This is a genomic window from Enterobacter wuhouensis (assembly GCF_035835995.1).
Taxonomy (GTDB): Bacteria; Pseudomonadota; Gammaproteobacteria; order Enterobacterales; family Enterobacteriaceae; genus Enterobacter; species Enterobacter wuhouensis.
Genome location: NZ_CP142124.1, coordinates 3,799,819 through 3,820,832, shown reverse-complemented (window position 1 = coordinate 3,820,832; position 21,014 = coordinate 3,799,819). Strand labels below are relative to the sequence as shown.

Sequence of the window (21,014 nt, the reverse complement as noted above, 5' to 3'; positions counted from 1 at the left end):
AGCACGCAGTTTGTTAATGATGTAGCCGTGATAAAGAGGTCGTAATGCCAGGCAGCACCTTGTTTAAAGCGTTCGTTTTGTTTGTCGCCCTTTGGGCTCCAGTCACTCAGGCAGATTCCGGTTGGCAACCCGTTCAGGAAACTATCCGTAAGAGCGAAAAAGATACCCGCCAGTATCAGGCTATTCGCCTTGATAACGGGATGACCGTGCTGCTGGTTTCCGATCCGCAGGCGGTAAAGTCTCTGTCCGCGCTCGTTGTGCCGGTAGGCTCGCTGCAAGATCCTGAAGCCCACCCAGGGCTTGCGCACTATCTGGAGCATATGACGCTGATGGGTTCCAAAAAATACCCGCAGCCAGATAGCCTCTCCGAATTCCTTAAAATGCATGGCGGCAGCCATAATGCCAGTACCGCACCGTACCGCACTGCATTTTACCTCGAAGTTGAAAACGATGCGCTGGAAGGGGCGGTAGACCGCCTGGCTGATGCTATCGCCGCACCGCTGCTCGATAAAAAATACGCCGATCGCGAACGCAATGCGGTGAATGCCGAACTGACCATGGCACGCACGCGAGACGGTATGCGCATGGCGCAGGTGAGCGCCGAAACCATCAACCCGGCGCACCCGGGGTCGCGTTTTTCCGGCGGTAACCTTGAGACGCTGAGCGACAAGCCGGGCAGCCCGGTGCTCGACGCGCTGCACGCATTTCGTGATAACTACTACTCCGCCAATCTTATGAAAGCTGTCATCTACAGCAACAAACCGTTGCCGGAGCTGGCAAGCATTGCATCACAGACGTTTGGGCGGGTACCGAATAAAAACATCGATCTGCCAAAGATTGACGTTCCGGTCGTGACCGACGCGCAAAAAGGGATCGTGATCCACTACGTCCCTGCCATGCCCCGCAAAGTCCTGCGCGTGGAGTTCCGTATTGATAACAACACGGCGCAGTTTCGCAGCAAAACCGATGAGCTGGTGACCTATCTTATCGGTAACCGTAGCCCGGGTACGCTGTCCGACTGGCTGCAAAAGCAGGGGCTGGTAGAAGGCATTCGTGCAGATTCCGATCCCGTTGTGAACGGCAACAGCGGCGTGCTGGCGATCTCAGCAACCCTGACGGACAAAGGTCTGGCGCACCGCGATGAGGTCGTGGCGGCTATCTTCAGCTACCTCTCTTTGCTGCGCGAAAAGGGCGTTGATAAGCACTACTTTGATGAACTGGCCCACGTGCTGGATCTCGATTTCCGTTATCCGTCAATCACGCGCGATATGGACTACGTTGAATGGCTGGCGGATACAATGATCCGCGTGCCGGTCGCGCACACGCTGGACGCGGTGAATATTGCTGACCAGTATGATGCGGAGGCGATAAAAGCGCGTCTGGCGATGATGACCCCGCAAAATGCGCGAGTCTGGTATATCAGCCCGAACGAGCCGCATAACAAAACGGCCTACTTTGTCGACGCTCCTTATCAGGTAGATAAGATCAGCGCCCAGACCTTCGCCGACTGGCAGAAAAAGGCCGGAGAGATTGCGCTGCAGATGCCCGAGCTGAACCCCTACATCCCGGATAATTTTTCGCTGATTAAAACCACGAAGGATTACCCGCACCCAAAACTGATTATCGATGAACCGACGCTGCGCGTGGTGTACGCGCCAAGCCGCTATTTTGCCAGCGAGCCGAAAGCGGATGTCAGCGTCGTGCTGCGCAATCCGAAAGCGATGGACAGCGCAAAAAACCAGGTGATGTTTGCCCTCAATGACTATCTGGCCGGTATCGCGCTGGACCAGCTCAGCAATCAGGCTGCTGTCGGTGGGATCAGCTTCTCTACCAACGCCAATAACGGGCTGATGGTGAATGCGAACGGCTATACTCAGCGTTTGCCACAGCTGTTCCAGGCCTTGCTGGAAGGCTACTTCAGCTACACGCCAACCGAAGAACAGCTTGAGCAGGCTAAATCCTGGTATGCGCAAATGATGGATTCGGCGGAGAAGGGCAAAGCGTACGATCAGGCGATTATGCCTGCACAGATGCTCTCCCAAATCCCCTATTTCCAGCGTGAAGATCGTCGGGCGCTTCTGCCATCCATCTCTTTAAAAGACGTGCTGGCCTACCGTGATTCGCTGAAAACCAACACGCGTCCGGAGTTCCTCATTGTCGGGAACATGAGCGAGGAACGGGCTAAAGCCCTGGCGAACGATGTGCGAACGCAGCTGGGTTCAAAAGGCGACGAGTGGTGTCGCAACCAGGATGTCCTGGTTGAGAAAAAGCAGAATGTGATTTTCGAGAAAGCGGGGAGCAGCACCGATTCCGCGCTGGCCGCCGTATTCGTACCGAAGGGCTATGATGAGTTTGCCAGCTCTGCGCAAAGCGCCGTACTTGGACAAATTATCCAGCCGTGGTTCTACAACCAGCTGCGCACGGAAGAACAGCTTGGCTACGCGGTGTTTGCCTTCTCTATGAACGTGGGTAGGCAGTGGGGGCTTGGTTTCCTGCTGCAAAGCAGCGATAAGCAGCCTGCGTATCTCTGGCAGCGCTATCAGGCGTTCTTCCCGCAGGCAGAAGAAAAATTGCGCGCAATGAAGCCGGAAGAGTTTGCTCAGATCCAGCAGGCCGTCATCGCGCAGGTCATGCAGCCGCCGCAGACGCTGGGTGAAGAAGCATCCCAACTGAGCAAAGATTTCGATCGCGGTAATATGAAATTTGATTCGCGTGATAAAGTAGTGGCCGAGATAAAACAGCTGACGCCGCAGAAGGTTGCCGACTTCTTCCATCAGGCGGTTATCAAGCCGCAGGGAATTGCCATCCTGTCACAGGTTTCCGGTAGCCAGAACGGGAAAACGGAATACGTAGACCCGAAAGGCTGGAAAGTCTGGAAGAGCGTCACTGCACTGCAGCAATCTATGCCCTGGAGTAAGAAAGAATGACCGATACCGCTGAGTCCCTTGATCCCTTACGTTTACCTCTACAGGGTGAACGATTGATTGAAGCCTCAGCGGGAACGGGAAAAACCTTTACCATAGCCGCGCTCTATCTGCGCCTGCTGCTGGGGCTTGGCGGAAACGCGGCTTTTCCACGCCCCCTCAGCGTGGAAGAGCTGCTGGTGGTTACCTTTACCGAGGCAGCCACCGCTGAGCTGCGAGGCCGAATTCGTTCCAACATTCACGAACTGCGCATCGCCTGTCTGCGTCAGAGCACGGATAACCCGCTTTACGCGAGCCTTCTGGAAGAGATTGCCGATAAGCAACAGGCCGCACAATGGCTGCTGCTGGCTGAGCGGCAGATGGACGAAGCGTCCGTCTTCACCATTCACGGCTTCTGTCAGCGTATGCTGAGCCTCAACGCGTTTGAATCCGGCATGCTCTTTGAGCAGCAGCTTATTGAAGATGAGTCCCTGCTGCGCTATCAGGCCTGCGCCGACTTCTGGCGTCGCCACTGTTATCCTCTGCAGCGCGATATCGCCGAAGCGGTACATGCATTGTGGAGTGGCCCGGAAGCCCTTTTGCGCGCTATCGATCGCTATTTGCAGGGTGAAGCGCCGGTCATTAAATCCCCGCCGCCTGCGGATGAAACCCTGGCTTCTCGCCATGAAAAGATTATCGCCCAAATTGCGGCCTTTAAGCAGAAGTGGAACGCCTCCGTCGGTGAGATTGAAGCGATTGTCGAAAATTCCGGGATCGACAGACGCAAATTCAACCGTGGCAATCAGGGCAAATGGATCGACAAGATCAGCGCCTGGGCGCAGGAAGAGACCCGCGGCTATCAGCTCCCGGATGCGCTGGAAAAATTTTCCCAGCGTTTCCTGGTCGAGCGAACCAAAGCCGATGGCATTGTCCCTGAGCACGCCCTCTTTGTGGCCATTGAGGCCCTGCTCGCCGAGCCGTTAACCCTCAATGATTTGGTTATCACCCGCGCCATGACGGAGATCCGCGAAGCGGTATCGCGTGAAAAACGCCGTCGGGGCGAGCTTGGTTTTGACGATATGTTAAGCCGCCTGGACGCGGCGTTGAGCAGTGAAAACGGTGAAGCGCTTGCCTCTGCAATCCGTACCCGCTTCCCGGTCGCAATGATTGATGAATTTCAGGATACCGACCCCCAGCAGTACCGTATTTTCCGCCGTATCTGGCGACACCAGCCGGATACCGCACTGTTGCTGATCGGTGACCCTAAGCAGGCCATTTACGCCTTCCGTGGCGCCGACATTTTTACCTACATGAAGGCCCGTAGCGAGGTCGCAGCGCATTACACTCTGGACACCAACTGGCGTTCCTCGCCCGGCATGGTTGAAAGCGTTAACGCGCTGTTCGAGCGTATGGATACGGCTTTCATGTTCAAGGAAATTCCCTTTAAGCCGGTAAAATCCGCCGCGAAAAATGCCTCTTTGCGCTTTGAATTCAACGGTGCGACGCAGCCAGCCATGAACTTCTGGCTGCTGGAGGGCGAAGGTTATGGCGTTGCTGACTATCAAAATGCGATGGCGCAGCACTGTGCCGCGCAAATTCGAGACTGGCTCAGCGCGGGCGCTCGCGGTGACGCGGTGCTCTGGAAAGGTGAGAAATCCACGCCTGTAAAAGCCTCCGACATCACGGTGCTGGTGCGGAGTCGCCAGGAGGCTTCACTCGTACGCGATGCGCTGACGTTGCTGAATATTCCGTCCGTTTATCTCTCCAACCGCGATAGCGTGTTTGAAACCCTGGAAGCCCAGGAGATGCTGTGGCTGCTGCAGGCCGTGCTGGCACCGGAGCGTGAGAGTACGCTTCGCAGCGCGCTGGCCAGCGCCATGCTCGGGCTGAACGCCCGGGATATCGATGCGCTGAACAGCGATGAAGTCGCCTGGGACGCGGTGGTGGAAGAGTTTGTTCACTATCGTGAGCGCTGGCAAAAACGCGGCGTGATGGCGATGCTGCGCGAACTGTTGGCGCAGCGCCACCTTGCCGAGAATATGCTCGCGACGGCAGGCGGCGAGCGTCGCCTTACCGATATCTTGCATATTAGCGAGCTGCTGCAGGAAGCGGGGACGCAGCTGGAGAGCGAACACGCGCTGGTGCGCTGGCTGTCGCAGCAAATCGCCGACCCAAACAGCAACGCTTCAAGCCAGCAGATGCGTCTTGAGAGTGACAGGCACCTGGTGCAAATCGTCACCATTCATAAATCGAAAGGGCTGGAATATCCGCTGGTCTGGCTGCCGTTTATTGCGAACTATCGCGTGCAGGATCAGGCGTTTTATCACGATCGCGACTCGTTTGAAGCGGTCCTTGATTTAAGCAACGCCGAGTCCAGCGTTGAGCTGGCCGAAGCCGAGCGTCTGGCGGAAGATTTACGCCTGCTCTACGTCGCGCTGACCCGCTCCGTCTGGCACTGTAGCCTGGGCGTCGCTCCACTTTTCCGCCGTCGGGGAGAGAAGGCGGGGGAAACCGATTTTCATTTGAGCGCTCTCGGGCGGCTTATTCAGCTCGGTGAGCCAAAAGACGCGGCAGGGCTGCGCCAGTGTCTCGAATCACTCTGCAACGATCATATTGCCCTGCATATCCCGTCCTCTCCGGACAACAGCCGCTGGGAGATGCCGGAACAGCGCGAAGCGGAGCTGAACGCCCGTCAGATCGCGCGCACCATTGTGGACGACTGGCGCGTCACCAGCTATTCCGGTTTACAGCAGCACGGTCAGAGCATCGCACAGGATCTGATGCCAAAGCTGGACGTCGATGCTGCAGGCACCGGCAGCGTGCCGGTTGAGCCGGTACTGACGCCGCATCAGTTTCCACGCGGCGCGTCGCCAGGGACCTTTTTGCACAGCCTGTTCGAAGAGCTGGATTTCACTCAGCCCGTCTCTGACGAGTGGGTGCTGAAAATGCTGCAGAGCGGGGGCTACGACGTGCAATGGCAGCCGGTGCTTAGGGACTGGATTAACGCCATTTTGCAGGCGCCGCTCACGGAGCAGGGTATTTCTCTCAGCCGGTTAACCGCCCGGGATAAGCAGGTTGAGATGGAGTTTTATCTCCCTATCGCCAGCCCGCTGAAGGCGGACGCGCTGGATGCGCTCATTCGCGAATACGACCCGCTGTCTGCCGGCTGCACGCCGCTCGGTTTCCGCCAGGTTCAGGGCATGTTGAAAGGTTTTATCGACCTTGTCTTCCGGCACGAAGGCCGTTACTACCTGCTGGATTACAAATCGAACTGGCTTGGCGAGAACAGCGAAGCCTACACGCAACAGGCGATGGCATCCGCCATGCAAATGCATCGCTACGATCTGCAGTATCAGCTGTATACCCTGGCGCTGCATCGCTACCTGCGCCATCGCATCGCGGATTACCGTTACGAAGAACACTTTGGCGGGGTCATCTATCTGTTCCTGCGCGGCGTGGATGCCGCTGACCCGCACTCAGGTATCTTCACTACCCGTCCTGATGTGGAACTCATTGAAAAAATGGATAATCTGTTTGCCGCAGGCACGGAGGAGGTGGCATGACGATGCAGGAATTATTGCTGGACGCGGTAGAGCAACGCTTGCTGCGCCAGCTGGATGTACAGTTTGCGATGATGGTTGCCGGTGAGCAGCCTGCGGTGATGCTTGCTGCGGCAATGCTCAGCAAAGATGCAGGGGAGGGGCACGTCTGCCTGCCGCTTTCGCGCCTGGCTATTGATGCAAGCATGCCTGCAGCCCTGCAGTCTTGCTTCGCCCTGCTCGGTGACTCGGTGGACTGGCAGACGGTGCTATTGGATTCACCTGCGGTCAGCCTGTCGGATACCCAGACGCCGCTCATCCTCATCGGGGAGCGCTTATACCTTAACCGATTGTGGCGCAACGAACTGACGGTAGCGCGCTTCTTTAGCGAGACCAACGCCCCGCTACCGTGCGATGAAGCACAGCTCCGGCAAACGCTGGACTCTCTGTTTATCTCCACCGAGGCCCTGGACTGGCAGAAAGTGGCTGCGGCGGTAGCGTTAACGCGGCGCATTTCGGTGATTTCTGGCGGTCCGGGGACGGGGAAAACGACCACCGTTGCAAAACTGCTTGCTGCGCTGATTCAGCTTTCCGGTGAGCAGAAATGCCGTATTCGCCTGGCGGCGCCCACGGGTAAAGCGGCGGCCCGCCTGACGGAATCTCTGGGTGGGGCGATGCAAAAGCTGCCTCTTAGCGATGCTCAGCTGGCGCTTTTCCCTAAAGACGCGAGCACGCTGCACCGCTTGCTCGGCGCGCAGCCGGGCAGCCAACGCCTGCGTTACCATGTCGGAAACCCGCTGCATCTGGACGTGCTGGTGGTGGATGAGGCTTCGATGATTGACCTGACGATGATGTCGCGGCTAATCGATGCGCTGCCGCCTCACGCTCGCGTTATTTTCCTGGGCGACCGCGATCAGCTCGCCTCCGTTGAAGCGGGCGCGGTGCTAGGCGATATCTGCACCTACGCCAGCTATGGCTATACCGCCGCGCGCGCCCAGGAGCTGGCGCGCCTGACGGGATGCGCGCTGGAAGCCAACAGCGTTCCGCAGGCAGCCGCGCTGCGCGACAGCCTCTGTCTGCTGCAAAAAAGCTACCGCTTTGGCAGTGACTCCGGCATCGGCCGGCTGGCTGCGGCGGTAAACCGCGGCGATCGCCACACCACTCGGGCGGTATTCGACGGCACCTTCACCGATATCGAGAAGAAATCGCTGCAAACCGGGGAAGAGTATCAGGCGATGCTAAATGACGCCTTGCAGGGGTATCAGCACTTTTTGACCGGCGTTCAGCAGCAGAACGCGCCGGAGCAGGTCATCGCCGCCTTTGGCGAATATCAGCTGCTGTGTGCCTTGAGGGAAGGGCCTTTCGGCGTAAGCGGTCTGAATGACAGGCTGGAACAGCTACTGGCTCAGAAACGTAAAATCATGCGTCAGCCGCACTCTCGCTGGTATGAAGGCCGGCCGGTGATGATTTCCCGCAACGACAGCGCGCTGGGCCTGTTCAACGGGGATATCGGAATTGCGCTTGACCGTGGACAGGGACTGCGCGTCTGGTTCCAGATGCCGGATGGCAGCGTGAAGTCCGTGCAGCCAAGCCGTTTACCGGAGCATGAGACGGCCTGGGCGATGACGGTGCACAAATCACAGGGGTCTGAATTTACCCATGCGGCGCTGATCCTGCCTACGCAGCTCTCACCGGTTATTACCCGTGAGCTTATCTACACCGCAATCACCCGTGCGCGTCAGCGCCTGTCGCTGTATACCGATGAGCGGGTGCTGGTACAAGCAATCGCCGCGCGTACGGAGCGGCGAAGCGGGTTAAGCGCGATTTTTGAGTCAGCATAGGCAAGCCCTCCACCTTCGGCGAGGGCGTTGGCTCATCCCAGGTCGGCCATCAGGACTTTTGAACGGCGCTGATAGTTATACATCTCTTTCTTGCTCTCCGGCAGCGAGTCAATATCCACCGGCGTGAAGCCGCGTTCCTGGAACCAGTGAATGCTGCGCGTCGTCAGCACGAACAGCTTGCTGAGCCCAATCTGGCGAGCCTGTGCCGCCACGCGCTCCAGCAGCACTTCGCCGCGTGACGAGCTGCGGTAGTCCGGATGCACGGCAACGCAGGCCATTTCGCCGATCTTCTCTTCCGGGAAGGGATAAAGCGCGGCGCAGGCAATGGTCAGGTTATCGCGCTGGATGATGGTGAATTTGTCGATCTCCATTTCCAGCTGTTCACGCGAGCGGCGAACCAGAATGCCTTGCTGCTCCAGCGGACGGATCAGTTCCAGAATACCGCCGATATCGTTAATGGTGGCGCGGCGGATCTGCTCCGCGCTCTCCATCACAATCTGCGTGCCGATACCGTCGCGTGAGAACAGCTCCTGCAGCAGGGCGCCGTCTTCCTGATAGCTGATCAGGTGGCTGCGGCGCACGCCGCTGCGGCAGGCTTTTACGGCGCCGCGCAGAAAGCGCACGGTGCCGGAGTGGTAATCTCCCGCCTCTTCCAGCTCTTCGACGCGCGCCTGCGCCTCGTTAGGGAATAACTCAGGCACAATCACCCCTTCTTCGTTTTCGACGCCCTGAGAGGAGCAAAACCCAATCATCTTTTCCGCCTTCAGCTTGATGGCTAACTGCGTGGCGATCTCTTCAGACGTGAGGTTAAAGCTTTCGCCTGTGACGGAAACGGCCACGGGGCCCATCAGCACGATGGCACCGCTGTCCAGCTGGCGGTGAATCGCCTCTTCATCAATACGGCGAATACGGCCGCTGTGGCAGTAATCCACGCCATCGTCCACGCCGAGAGGCTGGGCGATGATGAAGTTGCCGCTCACGACGTTAATATGCGCCCCCTGCAACGGCGTGTTGTTCAGGCTCATCGACAGGCGAGCGGTGATGTCCAGCTGAAGCAGACCCGCCGCCTGCTTAACCAGTTCAAGGGTTTTGGCATCCGTGACGCGGGTATGCTTGTGATAAATCGGCTCATGGTGATGAGAGGCCAGGTTAGCATCAATCTGCGGGCGGGCGCCGTACACCACGACCAGGCGGATGCCAAGGCTGTGCAGTAGGCCGATGTCGTTGACAATGCTGGAAAAGTTTTCATGCTCAATGGCTTCGCCGCCGAGCATGATGACAAACGTTTTTCCCCGATGGGTATTGATATAGGGAACAGAATGGCGGAATCCCTGGACCAGTTCGGTTCTACGTTCCTTCACCATGGCACAACCCTTAATGAATGTTTATTCGTAATTTATGTATTTTTATTCGATTGTGGGCGCGTGTGCAAGCCTAAATTTTCTCCGGCACACAGAAAAGAATAAGTAATCCGTGCGTTAACGTATGATTGTTTACCCTTTTATAGATGACAGTTTATGCGTCATTCGTTAAAGTTTTCGGTCAATTTGGACTTTTTGTATTTCTTGCTCGGGAGAAGCATGTCGGGATCCAATTCAGCAATAAGCCGCCGCCGTTTATTAAAAGGGGCCGGGGCAATGTGGTTGCTTAGCGTCAGTCAGGTGGGTCTTGCCGCCACAAGCCAGGTTGTGGCTGTGCGCGTCTGGCCCTCGTCGACCTATACGCGCGTGACGGTAGAATCCAATCGCGTGTTGAAATATAAGCAATTTGCCCTCAGCAATCCTGAACGTGTCGTGGTGGATCTCGAAGGTGTGAACCTGAACTCCGTGCTAAAGGGGATGGCGGCGCAGATCCGCGGCGACGATCCTTTTATCAAATCGGCGCGCGTGGGGCAGTTCGATCCGCAAACCGTGCGCATGGTGTTTGAGCTAAAGCAGAACGTTAAGCCTCAGCTGTTCGCCCTTGCGCCCGTAGCTGCCTTTAAGGAGCGTCTGGTTATGGATCTTTATCCGGCCAATGCAACGGATATTCAGGACCCGCTCCTGGCATTGCTTGAGGATTACAACAAAGGCGATCTCGACAGGCAGGTTCCACCAGCGCAAAGCGGCCCGCAGCCCGGGAAGGCAGGGCGCGACCGTCCGATTGTGATCATGCTCGATCCCGGCCACGGTGGGGAAGACTCGGGAGCCGTCGGGAAATATCACACCCGCGAAAAAGACGTGGTGCTGCAGATCGCTCGTCGTCTCAAGGCCTTAATCGATAAAGAAGGCAATATGCGCGCCTACATGACGCGTAATGAAGACGTCTTTATCCCGCTGAAGGTGCGGGTGGCAAAAGCGCAGAAGCAGCGCGCGGATCTTTTCGTCTCGATTCATGCGGATGCGTTTACCAGCCGTCAGCCGAGCGGCTCTTCGGTATTCGCGCTTTCCACAAAAGGGGCGACCAGTACGGCGGCGCGATATCTTGCCGATACGCAGAACGCCTCGGATCTTATCGGTGGGGTGGGCAAAAGCGGCGATCGCTACGTCGACCACACCATGTTCGATATGGTGCAGTCGTTGACCATTACCGACAGCCTGAAATTTGGTAAGGCGGTGCTGGGCAAGCTGGGCAATATCAATAAGCTGCATAAAAACAGCGTCGAGCAGGCCGGGTTTGCGGTGCTGAAAGCGCCGGATATTCCGTCCATCCTGGTCGAAACCGCGTTTATCAGCAACGTGGAAGAGGAACGTAAGCTCAAGACCGCTAAATTCCAGCAGGAAGTGGCGGAGTCGATTCTGGCAGGGATACGGGCGTATTTCTCGGACGGGGCGACGCTGGCGCGACGTGGCTAATGCTGTACGCCGGGCTATCGCCCGGCAGTTTTCACAAACTGCAGATACAAAAAAACACCCTGAAGGGTGTTTATTGTTTTTAGAAGTATTGGTTGCGGGGGCCGGATTTGAACCGACGACCTTCGGGTTATGAGCCCGACGAGCTACCAGGCTGCTCCACCCCGCGTCCGTCTTTCTACTGTTGTAGAAACTTACTTCTTCAAATTTGATTGGTTGCGGGGGCCGGATTTGAACCGACGACCTTCGGGTTATGAGCCCGACGAGCTACCAGGCTGCTCCACCCCGCGTCCGTCTTTTTGCTTCGTATTTCAAACCACATCTGCGTTGACTTTCCCCGTTCACCTCAGTCACTTACTTGAGTAAGTTCCTAAGGATTCACTGCGTCGTCGCCTTGCTGTGATTCGAACTACTTCGCAAAAATTTCTACTGTCGTAGAAGATACTTCATCAAATTTTAATTGGTTGCGGGGGCCGGATTTGAACCGACGACCTTCGGGTTATGAGCCCGACGAGCTACCAGGCTGCTCCACCCCGCGTCCGTGGATGCGCACTATACTCGGATAGGTTTGTGATGCAACCCCTTTTTCACATAAAACATGATTTTGTATGCAAATTGAACGACATGGCTCCCTTTGGACTATTTTTTGTGCAAAATTTGCCAAAGGGCATGCGATTGCATTTCATTAGCTTTGGCGGTTTGTTATCTTCATCACGCGGATAAAGGCAACTTAAAGACGAGATATAATGAAAGGACGTTGGGCGAAGTATCTAATGACAGGCGCAATGGTGGCGATTCTTGCGGCCTGCTCTTCTAAACCGACCGATCGCGGTCAACAGTATAAAGACGGGAAGTTATCCCAGCCTTTCTCCTTAGTTAACCAGCCTGATGCCGTAGGCGCACCGATTAACGCCGGAGATTTCTCCGAGCAGGTCTATCAGATCCGCAATGCGTCACCGCGCCTGTACGGTTCACAGAATAACGTTTATAGCGCGGTACAGGACTGGCTGCGCGCGGGCGGCGATACGCGCAACATGCGCCAGTTTGGTATCGATGCCTGGCAGATGGAAGGGGCGGATAATTACGGTAACGTCCAGTTTACCGGGTATTACACGCCAGTGATTCAGGCTCGCCACACGCGCCAGGGTGAGTTCCAGTACCCTATTTACCGTATGCCGCCAAAACGCGGCCGCCTGCCGTCGCGCGCTGAGATCTACGCCGGTGCGCTAAGCGAAAACTACGTCCTGGCCTACAGTAACTCGCTGATGGATAACTTCATCATGGACGTGCAGGGCAGCGGCTACATTGATTTCGGTGACGGCTCCCCGCTTAACTTCTTCAGCTATTCCGGTAAAAACGGCCATGCCTATCGCAGTATCGGCAAGGTGCTGATCGACCGCGGCGAAGTGAAGAAAGAAGATATGTCGATGCAGGCGATCCGCGAGTGGGGCGAAAAGCACAGCGAAGCCGAGGTGCGTGAGCTTCTTGAGCAGAACCCGTCGTTCGTCTTCTTCAAGCCGCAAAACTTCGCGCCGGTGAAAGGGGCGAGCGCCGTGCCGCTGATTGGCCGCGCGTCCGTCGCATCGGATCGTTCTATCATTCCTGCGGGCACCACGCTGCTGGCTGAAGTCCCTCTTCTGGACAATAACGGCAAATTCAGCGGTCAATATGAACTGCGCCTGATGGTCGCGCTGGACGTCGGCGGCGCGATTAAAGGCCAGCACTTCGATATTTATCAGGGCATTGGCCCTGACGCAGGCCATCGCGCGGGCTGGTATAACCACTATGGACGCGTATGGGTGCTGAAGGCAGCGCCTGGTGCCGGAAACGTATTCAGCGGCTGAGTGTGGTATTCTGAGCGCAATACGGATTACTGTTCAGGGTGAGGAATACCTCACCCTTTTTACATCTGAGGTTTTATGTCTGTGGTAATTAGCGATGCCTGGCGCCAGCGTTTTGGCGGCACGGCACGTTTATACGGTGAAAAAGCCCTGCAGCTGTTTGCGGATGCGCACGTCTGCGTGGTGGGCATTGGCGGCGTGGGCTCATGGGCGGCGGAAGCGCTGGCGAGAACCGGCATTGGCGCAATCACGCTGATTGATATGGATGACGTCTGTGTGACCAATACCAACCGGCAGATCCACGCCCTGCGCGATAGCGTTGGCCTCGCAAAGTCAGAGGTCATGGCGGAGCGTATTCGTCTGATCAACCCTGAGTGCCGGGTGACGGTAATCGATGACTTCGTGACGGCTGATAACGTTGCGGAGTACATGAGCAAAGGCTACAGCTACGTCATTGACGCCATCGACAGCGTGCGTCCTAAAGCGGCCCTGATCGCATACTGCCGCCGGTATAAGGTTCCGCTGGTGACTACCGGCGGTGCGGGCGGGCAAATCGATCCCACACAGATCCAGGTCGCCGATCTGGCGAAAACGATTCAGGATCCGCTGGCCGCCAAGCTGCGCGAGCGTTTAAAACACGACTTCAACGTGGTGAAGAACAGCAAGGGCAAGCTCGGCGTCGACTGTGTGTTCTCGACCGAAGCGCTGGTCTACCCGCAGGCGGATGGGTCGGTCTGTGCGATGAAGAGTACGGCGGAAGGGCCAAAACGGATGGACTGCGCGTCAGGCTTTGGCGCGGCCACCATGGTGACCGCGTCTTTCGGTTTTGTGGCGGTGTCTCACGCCCTGAAGAAGATGATGGCGAAGGCGGAACGTCAGGCCTGAGCCTCACGCGCGGCGTCCAGTACCGCGTCGCTCAGCGCGGTCAAACCCTGACTGCGCGAGGCGCTAAGCTGGGCACGTAGCCCTAGCTCATCAAACAGCACCAGCGGCGAATGCGCCTGCAGATCGGCGGCGCTTTTGCCTTCCACCGCGGTTAACAGCACCGCCAGCAGACCGCGTACGATGCGGCCTTCGCTGTCGCCAAAGAAATGCATCTTCCCGTCAGAAACGCTAAACCCCAGCCATACGCGGTTCTCGCAGCCCGGGATCTCTTTTGCCTGCGCTTTCAGTTCGTCAGAGAGGGCAGGCAGCTGCTTTCCGAGCAGGATCAGCTGGCGATATTTATCTTCCCACTGTGTGAGTGGGGTGAAGGTATGTTTTAACGTCTCTTCGGTTATGACGGAGCCGAACGGGTGTCCGGCTAAAGCTGGGCTAGTCATTCATCCACCAGGAGTTCAAGGGCGCGGTCAACGGCGTCAACGAGCGCGTCGACATCGCTTTGCGTGTTATACGGGGCAAACGAGGCGCGTAGCGTACCGCTAACGCCCAGCGCCGCCAGAAGCGGCTGGGCGCAATGCTGGCCGGCGCGCAGGGCAATGCCGTATTCAGCGAGCAGGGTCACCATATCGCTATGATGTACGCCCGCAAAATCGAAGGCGAGAAGGCTGGAATCCTGTACGCGAAACGAACGGAAGCCCGGTCGTTTTTTGAGTTCCTCTTCCGCCAGCGTCGCCAGGCTTCGGCTCCAGCGCTCAGCCTGGACCACGTCGGTTTCCGCCAGCCATTCCAGCGCGGCGCTCAGGCCGATGACACCGGCCACGTTGGGCGTACCGGCCTCCAGACGATAAGGCACGTCCTGAGTTTTAAAGCCGTCGAAGGTCACTTCGGTGATCATCTTGCCGCCGCCGAGCCACGGCGTCATTTGTGCCAGCAGGTCGGGTTTGCCGTACAGCGCGCCGCTCCCGGTTGGCCCGTAGAGCTTGTGTCCTGAGAAGGCATAGAAATCGATATCAAGCTTTTGCACGTCCGCCGGAAAATGCACCACGCCCTGCGCACCATCAACCATCACCACCATGCCGCTGGCATGGGCAATCTCAATAGCGCGAGCCAAATCCGGACAGCCGCCGGTGACGTTAGACATCTGGCCCAGCGCCAGAATACGGCTGCGCGAGCCGATAAGCTCAGGCAGACGCCCCACGTCCGGCAGGAGATCGGCACCCAGCGGAAGCTTCACAATGCGCGCGCCCGTCTGCTCTGCCACCATCAGCCATGGTACCAGGTTGGCATGATGTTCCGCTTCGCTGACGATGATCTCATCGCCCGGCTGCAGCATCGGGCGTGCATAGCACTGCGCCACCATATTAATGGCCTCGGTGGTGCCGCGCGTCCAGACGATGTTCTTCCCGCTTTCGGCGTTGATCAGGCGCGCAACCTGATCCCGTGCGGCTTCGTATTGCGCCGTCAGGCGCTGCGCTTCGGCAAACTGGCTGCGATGCACGTTCCCGGCGCTCAGGCTGTAAAACTGCTGCGTCGCCTCGATAACCGCCTGCGGCTTCAGCGCAGTGGCTGCGCTATCAAGGTAAATTCCGGCATCGGCCAGCGCCGGAAACTGTGCGCGAAACTGCGCAGGACTGAAAGCGTTCATGGAATTCCTCATGTCGATAAAGAGATCGTCGCGCAATTTCATCGGCAGGGCAAGGAGGTTGGTATCTATAAGATTTGTCTGCATATCCTGGCGACCTCAGAAAAGCAGGTTATGCTAAATAGTGTTAGGTGGATGTTTTAGCCTGTTATAAATCGAGGTTTGAATAGCATTAATTGCTAAAGGAGAATAATCATGAATAAGACAGCTGCAATCATTTCTGCCTGTGCGTTTACTTTTGCTCTGAGCGCCTGTTCTGGTAATAACTACGTGATGCACACCAATGATGGTCGTTCTATCGTTTCGGAAGGGAAACCGACAACCGATAATGATACCGGGATGATTTCATACAAAGATGCTAACGGGAACAAGCAGCAGATCAACCGCACGGACGTGAAAGAGATGAAAGAAATCGAGCATTAACAGTTCGACAGGCAAAAAAAAGCACCGCAAATTGGCGGTGCTACATTAATCACTATGGACAGACAGGGTAAATGTACAGGAAGTGAAAAATTGGTAGCGTTGCTACCGTGGTCTGAATCGCAGACCAATTGCAAACACAACAACACAACATCACAACCGTAAGCCAAAAGCCCTTCAGAACACGCATTCCAAAAAAAGCTTTTCGTTCCGGCTCAGGAAGTGCCGCCACTATAGGTATTTGCTGGTAGTTCCTCAACGGACAAATTATAATGGCTCAGATAAAAAAAACTAATAGGTTAAGCATTGTTTCCTATATGTTAAATCTTGTTAACATCTAAGCCAGATAACCATGTCAAAGCGATTGCCACCCCTCAATGCATTACGTGTTTTTGATGCAGCAGCACGTCACCTGAGCTTCACCCGCGCAGCAGATGAGCTTTTTGTGACGCAGGCCGCAGTAAGTCACCAAATCAAGTCCCTGGAGGATTTTCTGGGGCTAAAGCTGTTCCGCCGACGCAACCGTTCCCTGCTGCTGACTGAAGAAGGCCAAAGCTATTTTCAGGATATCAAAGAGATTTTTTCCCAGCTTACCGAAGCCACACGCAAGCTGCAGGCGCGCAGTGCAAAAGGTGCGTTGACCGTCAGTTTATTGCCCAGTTTTGCCATTCAGTGGCTGGTGCCAAGGCTCTCAAGCTTTAACTCAGCTTATCCGGGAATTGATGTTCGAATCCAGGCGGTGGATCGTCAGGAAGACAAGCTCGCGGACGATGTGGACGTGGCTATTTTTTACGGTCGCGGCAACTGGCCGGGCTTGCGCGTAGAAAAATTATACGCAGAATATCTGCTGCCGGTCTGCTCACCTTTGCTGCTGACGGGCGAGAAGGCGCTGAAGACGCCCGCGGATTTGGCGCAACATACGCTTTTACATGATGCTTCTCGCCGTGACTGGCAAACTTATACCCGCCAATTAGGTCTTAACCATATAAACGTGCAGCAGGGGCCCATTTTTAGCCACAGCGCGATGGTGTTACAGGCTGCCATTCACGGGCAGGGCGTGGCGTTGGCGAACAACGTCATGGCGCAGTCCGAAATTGAGGCGGGCCGTCTGGTTTGCCCATTTAATGATGTTCTGGTCAGCAAGAATGCGTTTTATCTGGTTTGTCATGACAGTCAGGCAGAACTGGGTAAAATAGCCGCCTTCCGACAGTGGATACTGTCCAAAGCGGCGAACGAGCAAGAAAAATTCCGCTTCAGGTATGAACAATAACTTTTGTGTGCTGAGCACGCATCACTTTAGGATCGACACATGACCAGCCGTTTCATGCTGATTTTTGCCGCGGTGAGTGGCTTTATTTTTGTTGCACTGGGTGCCTTTGGCGCGCATGTGCTAAGCAAGTCTTTGGGCGTCGTTGAAATGGGCTGGATCCAGACCGGCCTTGAATATCAGGCTTTCCATACGCTGGCGATCTTTGGCCTGGCGGTGGCGATGCAGCGCCGAATCAGCATCTGGTTTTACTGGAGCAGCGTATTCCTGGCGCTGGGTACCGTGCTGTTTAGCGGTAGCCTGTACTGCCTTGCGCTCTCGCATCTGCGCCTTTGGGCGTTTGTTACACCTGTCGGCGGCGTCAGCTTCCTGGCAGGTTGGGTATTAATGTTTATCGGAGCCATCCGTCTGAAACGCAAGGGCGTTGTTCATGAATAAGGTTGTTTTATATTGTCGCCCGGGGTTTGAGAAAGAGTGCGCCGCGGAAATTACGGACAAAGCGGCGAAGCGCGAGGTCTTCGGCTTTGCCCGCGTGAAAGAGAATGCGGGCTACGTCATCTTCGAGTGCTATCAGCCTGAGGATGCCGACAGGCTGGCGCGCGAGCTGCCGTTCAGCTCGCTGATTTTTGCGCGCCAGATGTTTGTTGCGGGCGAGCTGCTGAAGGATCTGCCGCCGGAAGACCGCATCACGCCGATTGTCGGCATGCTGCAGGGCGTGGTGGAGAAGGGCGGCGATCTGCGCGTTGAGGTGGCGGATACCAACGAAAGCAAAGAGCTGATGAAGTTCTGCCGTAAATTCACGGTTCCGCTGCGCGCGGCGCTGCGTGACGCGGGCGTGTTAACCAACTACGAAACGCCAAAACGTCCGGTGGTGCATATCTTCTTTATCGCCCCTGGCTGCTGCTATACCGGCTATTCGTATACCACAAACAACTCCCCGTTCTTTATGGGCATCCCGCGCTTGCGCTTCCCATCCGATGCGCCGAGCCGTTCAACGCTGAAGCTGGAAGAGGCGTTCCACGTCTTTATCCCGGCGGATGAGTGGGACGAACGCCTGGCAAACGGCATGTATGCGGTCGATCTGGGCGCATGTCCGGGCGGCTGGACCTATCAGCTGGTGAAGCGCAACATGTGGGTGTCGTCTGTCGATAACGGCCCGATGGCGCAAAGCCTGATGGATACCGGACAGGTGACCTGGCTGCGTGAAGACGGTTTCCGCTACCGTCCAACCCGCAACAACATCTCCTGGATGGTGTGCGATATGGTTGAGAAGCCGGCGAAAGTGGCCGCGCTGATGGCATCCTGGCTGGTAAACGGCTGGTGTCGTGAGACGATCTTCAACCTCAAGCTGCCGATGAAAAAGCGCTACGAGGAAGTTTCTCAGAACCTGGCCTACATTCAGGAGCAGATGGACGAGCACGGCATTAACGTGGTCATTCAGGCGCGCCAGCTGTATCACGACCGCGAAGAGGTGACGGTACACATTCGTCGCTGGTGGGCTGCGGTCGGCGGACGTCGCGACGAGCGATAGTACGTGCTTTGTTTTGCCCGGTGGCGCTGCGCTTACCGGGCCTACAAAATCGTGTAGTCCTTTTTAACGTTCTAACCGCAGCTGCTGTAAATTCCCGTCCAGCTGCAGATCCGTTTGTAGCGTGGCTATCTCCCGGCAGATAAACGCCATCTCTTTATGCGCCTCCAGCTTCTTGCGCCATTTCTCCGGCACGTCATCAAGCCGGGCATAAATCCCTTCCAGACGTTGAAAATCCGTCAGCAGCTGCGCGGCACTCTTCGGTCCAATACCGGCTACACCTGGAACTTTCGAGCTGCTAATTCCCGCCAGCCCCCAGTAGTCAGGCAGTTGCTCTGGCGAGACGCCGAACTCGCTGGCGATAAACGGCGCGTCCAGCCAGCGTTTTTGAAAGTAGTCGCGGATACGAATAGTGGGGGAGAGTAGCTGGCAGTAGCCTTTGTCGGTAGAGACAATGGTCGCCTGATGTCCGGCACCGGCGACTTTGACGGCCAGCGTGGCGGCCAGATCGTCTGCTTCGTTACCCTCTGCGCCCCAGCAGGGTACGCCACGCTGCTCAAAGGCTGCACGTATCACGGGCAATTCAGCGTGAAGGTCGTCCGGCATCGGTGCGCGTCCGGCTTTATAGTCGGGCAGGCGCTGGTGTCGCCAGCCCGTGTTGCGCGCTTCGTCGTCGAACACGGCAACCGCATGGGTGGGTTCGCTATGGCGGATAAGCTGTTCAAGCGCGTGCAGGCAGGTGTCCTTGCAGGGCGTGCCTTGTACCGCATGGATACGGCGGATCAGGTTGAGTGCATCGACGATAAGCAAGTGAACGGCCACAGATATTCTCCCTAAAATCTAATGGGTAAAGGGTATCACTGTCGGCAGGATGAAACGAATAGCGAGAGGGAAAACAGGAAGAAGCCTCGCAAAACGAGGCTTCCCGAGAGGCTTAATCGCAGGTCACGATCTTCATCGCCAGGCCGCCGCGCGAGGTTTCGCGGTATTTGGCGTTCATATCTTTACCCGTTTCGTACATGGTTTCGATAACTTTATCGAGACAGACGCGCGGTTCGCTGGTGCGGCGCAGCGCCATACGCGCCGCGTTCACCGCCTTCACGGAGGCGATCGCGTTACGCTCGATGCACGGCACCTGCACCTGTCCGGCGACCGGGTCGCAGGTCAGTCCCAGGTTATGTTCCATACCGATTTCAGCCGCAATGCATACCTGAGTCGGGCTTGCGCCCAGCAGCTCTGCCAGACCCGCCGCCGCCATGGAGCAAGCCACGCCGACTTCACCCTGACAGCCCACTTCCGCACCGGAAATGGAGGCGTTCATCTTGTACAGTGAGCCAATCGCGCTGGCGACCAGCATGTATCGCGCCAGTGAGTTTGCGTTCACTTCGCGGATAAACTTGTCGTAATAAGCCAGCACCGCCGGAACGATACCGCACGCACCGTTGGTTGGCGCGGTGACGACGCGGCCGCCCGCGGCGTTCTCTTCGTTCACCGCCAGTGCGAACATGTTGATCCAGTCGACAACGGCCATCGGGTCGGTCGTGGTTTTGTCGGTGCTGACCAGCATACGGCGCAGCGCTGCCGCACGGCGCGGCACCCGCAGCTTGCCCGGCAGAACGCCTTCGGTGGTGATCCCGCGCTCGATGCCGCCGCGCATCACGTCCCAGACGTTTGCAAAGTGTTGCTCCAGCTCTTCTTTGCTGTGCAGCGCCAGTTCGTTTTTCATCATCAGGCCGGAGAGAGAAAGCCCCGTTTCCTGGCAGTGGCGCTGTAAGTCCGCCGCGTTTTTGTACGGATAAGGCACTTCAACAGCAGAACTGTTGGTTTGACCAAAGTGGTCTTCGTCGACGATAAAACCGCCGCCGATGGAGTAATACGTCTGGCTGTAAACCGCCTTGTCGCCGGCCAGCGCGGTAATGCGCATGCCGTTTTCGTGCAGCGACAGGTTGTCAGCATGGAAGTTCATGCAGTGATCAACCGGGAATTCAACCTCATGCTCGCCGTTCGCCAGCAGTAAACGACCGTGGGTGTTTACGTCCTGGATGAAGCCTGGGATCGCGTCAATATCAACGGTGTCCGGCAGGTTTCCCGCCAGGCCCATGATAATGGCGATATCGGTATGGTGGCCCTTACCGGTCAGGGAAAGGGAACCGTATACATCGACAACCACGCGGGTGATGTCGTGCAAAATGCCGCGTGCAATCAAGTCATCCGTGAATTGTTTACCGGCCTTCATTGGTCCGACGGTGTGAGAGCTGGAAGGACCAATACCGATTTTGAAGATATCGAATACGCTAATCATGATGCGTCCATTGCTATC

15 protein-coding genes and 3 tRNA genes are annotated in these 21,014 nt (G+C 56.7%); 10 read left to right on the top strand and 8 right to left on the bottom strand.

The window, feature by feature from the left end; translation table 11 throughout:
* The first annotated feature begins 44 nt into the window (after nucleotides 1–44).
* Genes ptrA through recD form a run of 3 tightly spaced genes read left to right on the top strand, consistent with a single transcriptional unit; the run spans nucleotide 45 to nucleotide 8,283 of the window.
* Nucleotides 45–2,927, top strand: a complete 2,883-nt coding sequence (gene ptrA, locus VPX56_RS18115) for a pitrilysin (protein ID WP_326468105.1) — start codon at nucleotides 45–47, stop codon at nucleotides 2,925–2,927.
* A complete protein-coding gene (recB, locus tag VPX56_RS18110) occupies nucleotides 2,924–6,466 on the top strand; it encodes an exodeoxyribonuclease V subunit beta (protein ID WP_326468104.1) in 3,543 nt (1,180 codons plus the stop codon). The genes ptrA and recB overlap by 4 nt, the downstream gene beginning before the upstream one ends.
* Nucleotides 6,463–8,283, top strand: coding sequence for an exodeoxyribonuclease V subunit alpha (recD, locus tag VPX56_RS18105; RefSeq protein WP_326468102.1), 1,821 nt, complete (start codon nucleotides 6,463–6,465; stop codon nucleotides 8,281–8,283). Before recB ends, recD begins: the two co-directional genes overlap by 4 nt.
* Before the next feature lie 32 nt (nucleotides 8,284–8,315).
* On the opposite strand, the gene argA is transcribed toward recD, so the two are convergent.
* Nucleotides 8,316–9,647 carry an amino-acid N-acetyltransferase gene (gene argA, locus VPX56_RS18100; protein WP_131633675.1) on the bottom strand — a complete coding sequence of 444 codons (1,332 nt, stop codon included), beginning with the start codon at nucleotides 9,645–9,647 and terminating at the stop codon, nucleotides 8,316–8,318.
* A gap of 216 nt (nucleotides 9,648–9,863) precedes the next feature.
* On the opposite strand from argA, the gene amiC reads away from it, so the two are divergent.
* The gene (gene amiC, locus VPX56_RS18095) at nucleotides 9,864–11,117 is read left to right on the top strand and encodes an N-acetylmuramoyl-L-alanine amidase AmiC (protein ID WP_131633676.1); all 1,254 of its coding nucleotides are present in this window, start codon (nucleotides 9,864–9,866) and stop codon (nucleotides 11,115–11,117) included.
* 89 nt (nucleotides 11,118–11,206) lie between these two features.
* Here the strand turns inward: amiC and VPX56_RS18090 are convergent.
* The 3 genes from VPX56_RS18090 to VPX56_RS18080 all read right to left on the bottom strand — a co-directional run bounded on the left by VPX56_RS18090 (nucleotide 11,207) and on the right by VPX56_RS18080 (nucleotide 11,652).
* Nucleotides 11,207–11,283: transfer RNA gene (locus tag VPX56_RS18090), tRNA-Met, on the bottom strand.
* Between the two features lie 44 nt (nucleotides 11,284–11,327).
* Nucleotides 11,328–11,404, bottom strand: a tRNA-Met gene (locus VPX56_RS18085).
* A 171-nt stretch (nucleotides 11,405–11,575) separates the two neighbouring features.
* Nucleotides 11,576–11,652, bottom strand: a tRNA-Met gene (locus VPX56_RS18080).
* 208 nt (nucleotides 11,653–11,860) lie between these two features.
* Between VPX56_RS18080 and mltA the strand changes: the two genes are divergently transcribed.
* Nucleotides 11,861–12,958, top strand: a complete 1,098-nt coding sequence (gene mltA / locus VPX56_RS18075; RefSeq protein ID WP_131633677.1) for a murein transglycosylase A — start codon at nucleotides 11,861–11,863, stop codon at nucleotides 12,956–12,958.
* Between the two features lie 75 nt (nucleotides 12,959–13,033).
* The gene (gene tcdA, locus VPX56_RS18070) at nucleotides 13,034–13,840 is read left to right on the top strand and encodes a tRNA cyclic N6-threonylcarbamoyladenosine(37) synthase TcdA (RefSeq protein WP_326468097.1); all 807 of its coding nucleotides are present in this window, start codon (nucleotides 13,034–13,036) and stop codon (nucleotides 13,838–13,840) included.
* Here the strand turns inward: tcdA and csdE are convergent.
* Nucleotides 13,831–14,277 (bottom strand): cysteine desulfurase sulfur acceptor subunit CsdE, encoded by a 447-nt coding sequence (gene csdE / locus VPX56_RS18065; RefSeq protein ID WP_326468095.1) that lies wholly within the window; start codon nucleotides 14,275–14,277, stop codon nucleotides 13,831–13,833. The genes tcdA and csdE overlap by 10 nt on opposite strands.
* A complete protein-coding gene (csdA, locus tag VPX56_RS18060) occupies nucleotides 14,274–15,482 on the bottom strand; it encodes a cysteine desulfurase CsdA (protein ID WP_326472105.1) in 1,209 nt (402 codons plus the stop codon). The genes csdE and csdA overlap by 4 nt, the downstream gene beginning before the upstream one ends.
* A 192-nt stretch (nucleotides 15,483–15,674) precedes the next feature.
* Between csdA and VPX56_RS18055 the strand changes: the two genes are divergently transcribed.
* The 4 genes from VPX56_RS18055 to rlmM all read left to right on the top strand — a co-directional run bounded on the left by VPX56_RS18055 (nucleotide 15,675) and on the right by rlmM (nucleotide 18,697).
* The gene (locus tag VPX56_RS18055; protein WP_008499648.1) at nucleotides 15,675–15,902 is read left to right on the top strand and encodes a YgdI/YgdR family lipoprotein; all 228 of its coding nucleotides are present in this window, start codon (nucleotides 15,675–15,677) and stop codon (nucleotides 15,900–15,902) included.
* A gap of 349 nt (nucleotides 15,903–16,251) precedes the next feature.
* Complete coding sequence (gene gcvA, locus VPX56_RS18050) at nucleotides 16,252–17,169, top strand: glycine cleavage system transcriptional regulator GcvA (RefSeq protein ID WP_263610328.1); 918 nt, start codon at nucleotides 16,252–16,254, stop codon at nucleotides 17,167–17,169.
* 39 nt (nucleotides 17,170–17,208) lie between these two features.
* Nucleotides 17,209–17,604 (top strand): DUF423 domain-containing protein, encoded by a 396-nt coding sequence (locus VPX56_RS18045; RefSeq protein WP_003862756.1) that lies wholly within the window; start codon nucleotides 17,209–17,211, stop codon nucleotides 17,602–17,604.
* Entirely contained in the window at nucleotides 17,597–18,697 is a 1,101-nt protein-coding gene (gene rlmM / locus VPX56_RS18040; RefSeq protein ID WP_131633681.1) for a 23S rRNA (cytidine(2498)-2'-O)-methyltransferase RlmM, read from the top strand. Before VPX56_RS18045 ends, rlmM begins: the two co-directional genes overlap by 8 nt.
* A 63-nt stretch (nucleotides 18,698–18,760) precedes the next feature.
* Here rlmM and xni read toward each other — a convergent pair whose 3' ends face one another.
* Complete coding sequence (gene xni / locus VPX56_RS18035) at nucleotides 18,761–19,516, bottom strand: flap endonuclease Xni (RefSeq protein ID WP_263610327.1); 756 nt, start codon at nucleotides 19,514–19,516, stop codon at nucleotides 18,761–18,763.
* Nucleotides 19,517–19,628: 112 nt separating this feature from the next.
* Complete coding sequence (locus VPX56_RS18030; protein ID WP_326468091.1) at nucleotides 19,629–20,996, bottom strand: L-serine ammonia-lyase; 1,368 nt, start codon at nucleotides 20,994–20,996, stop codon at nucleotides 19,629–19,631.
* Nucleotides 20,997–21,014 lie beyond the last annotated feature (18 nt).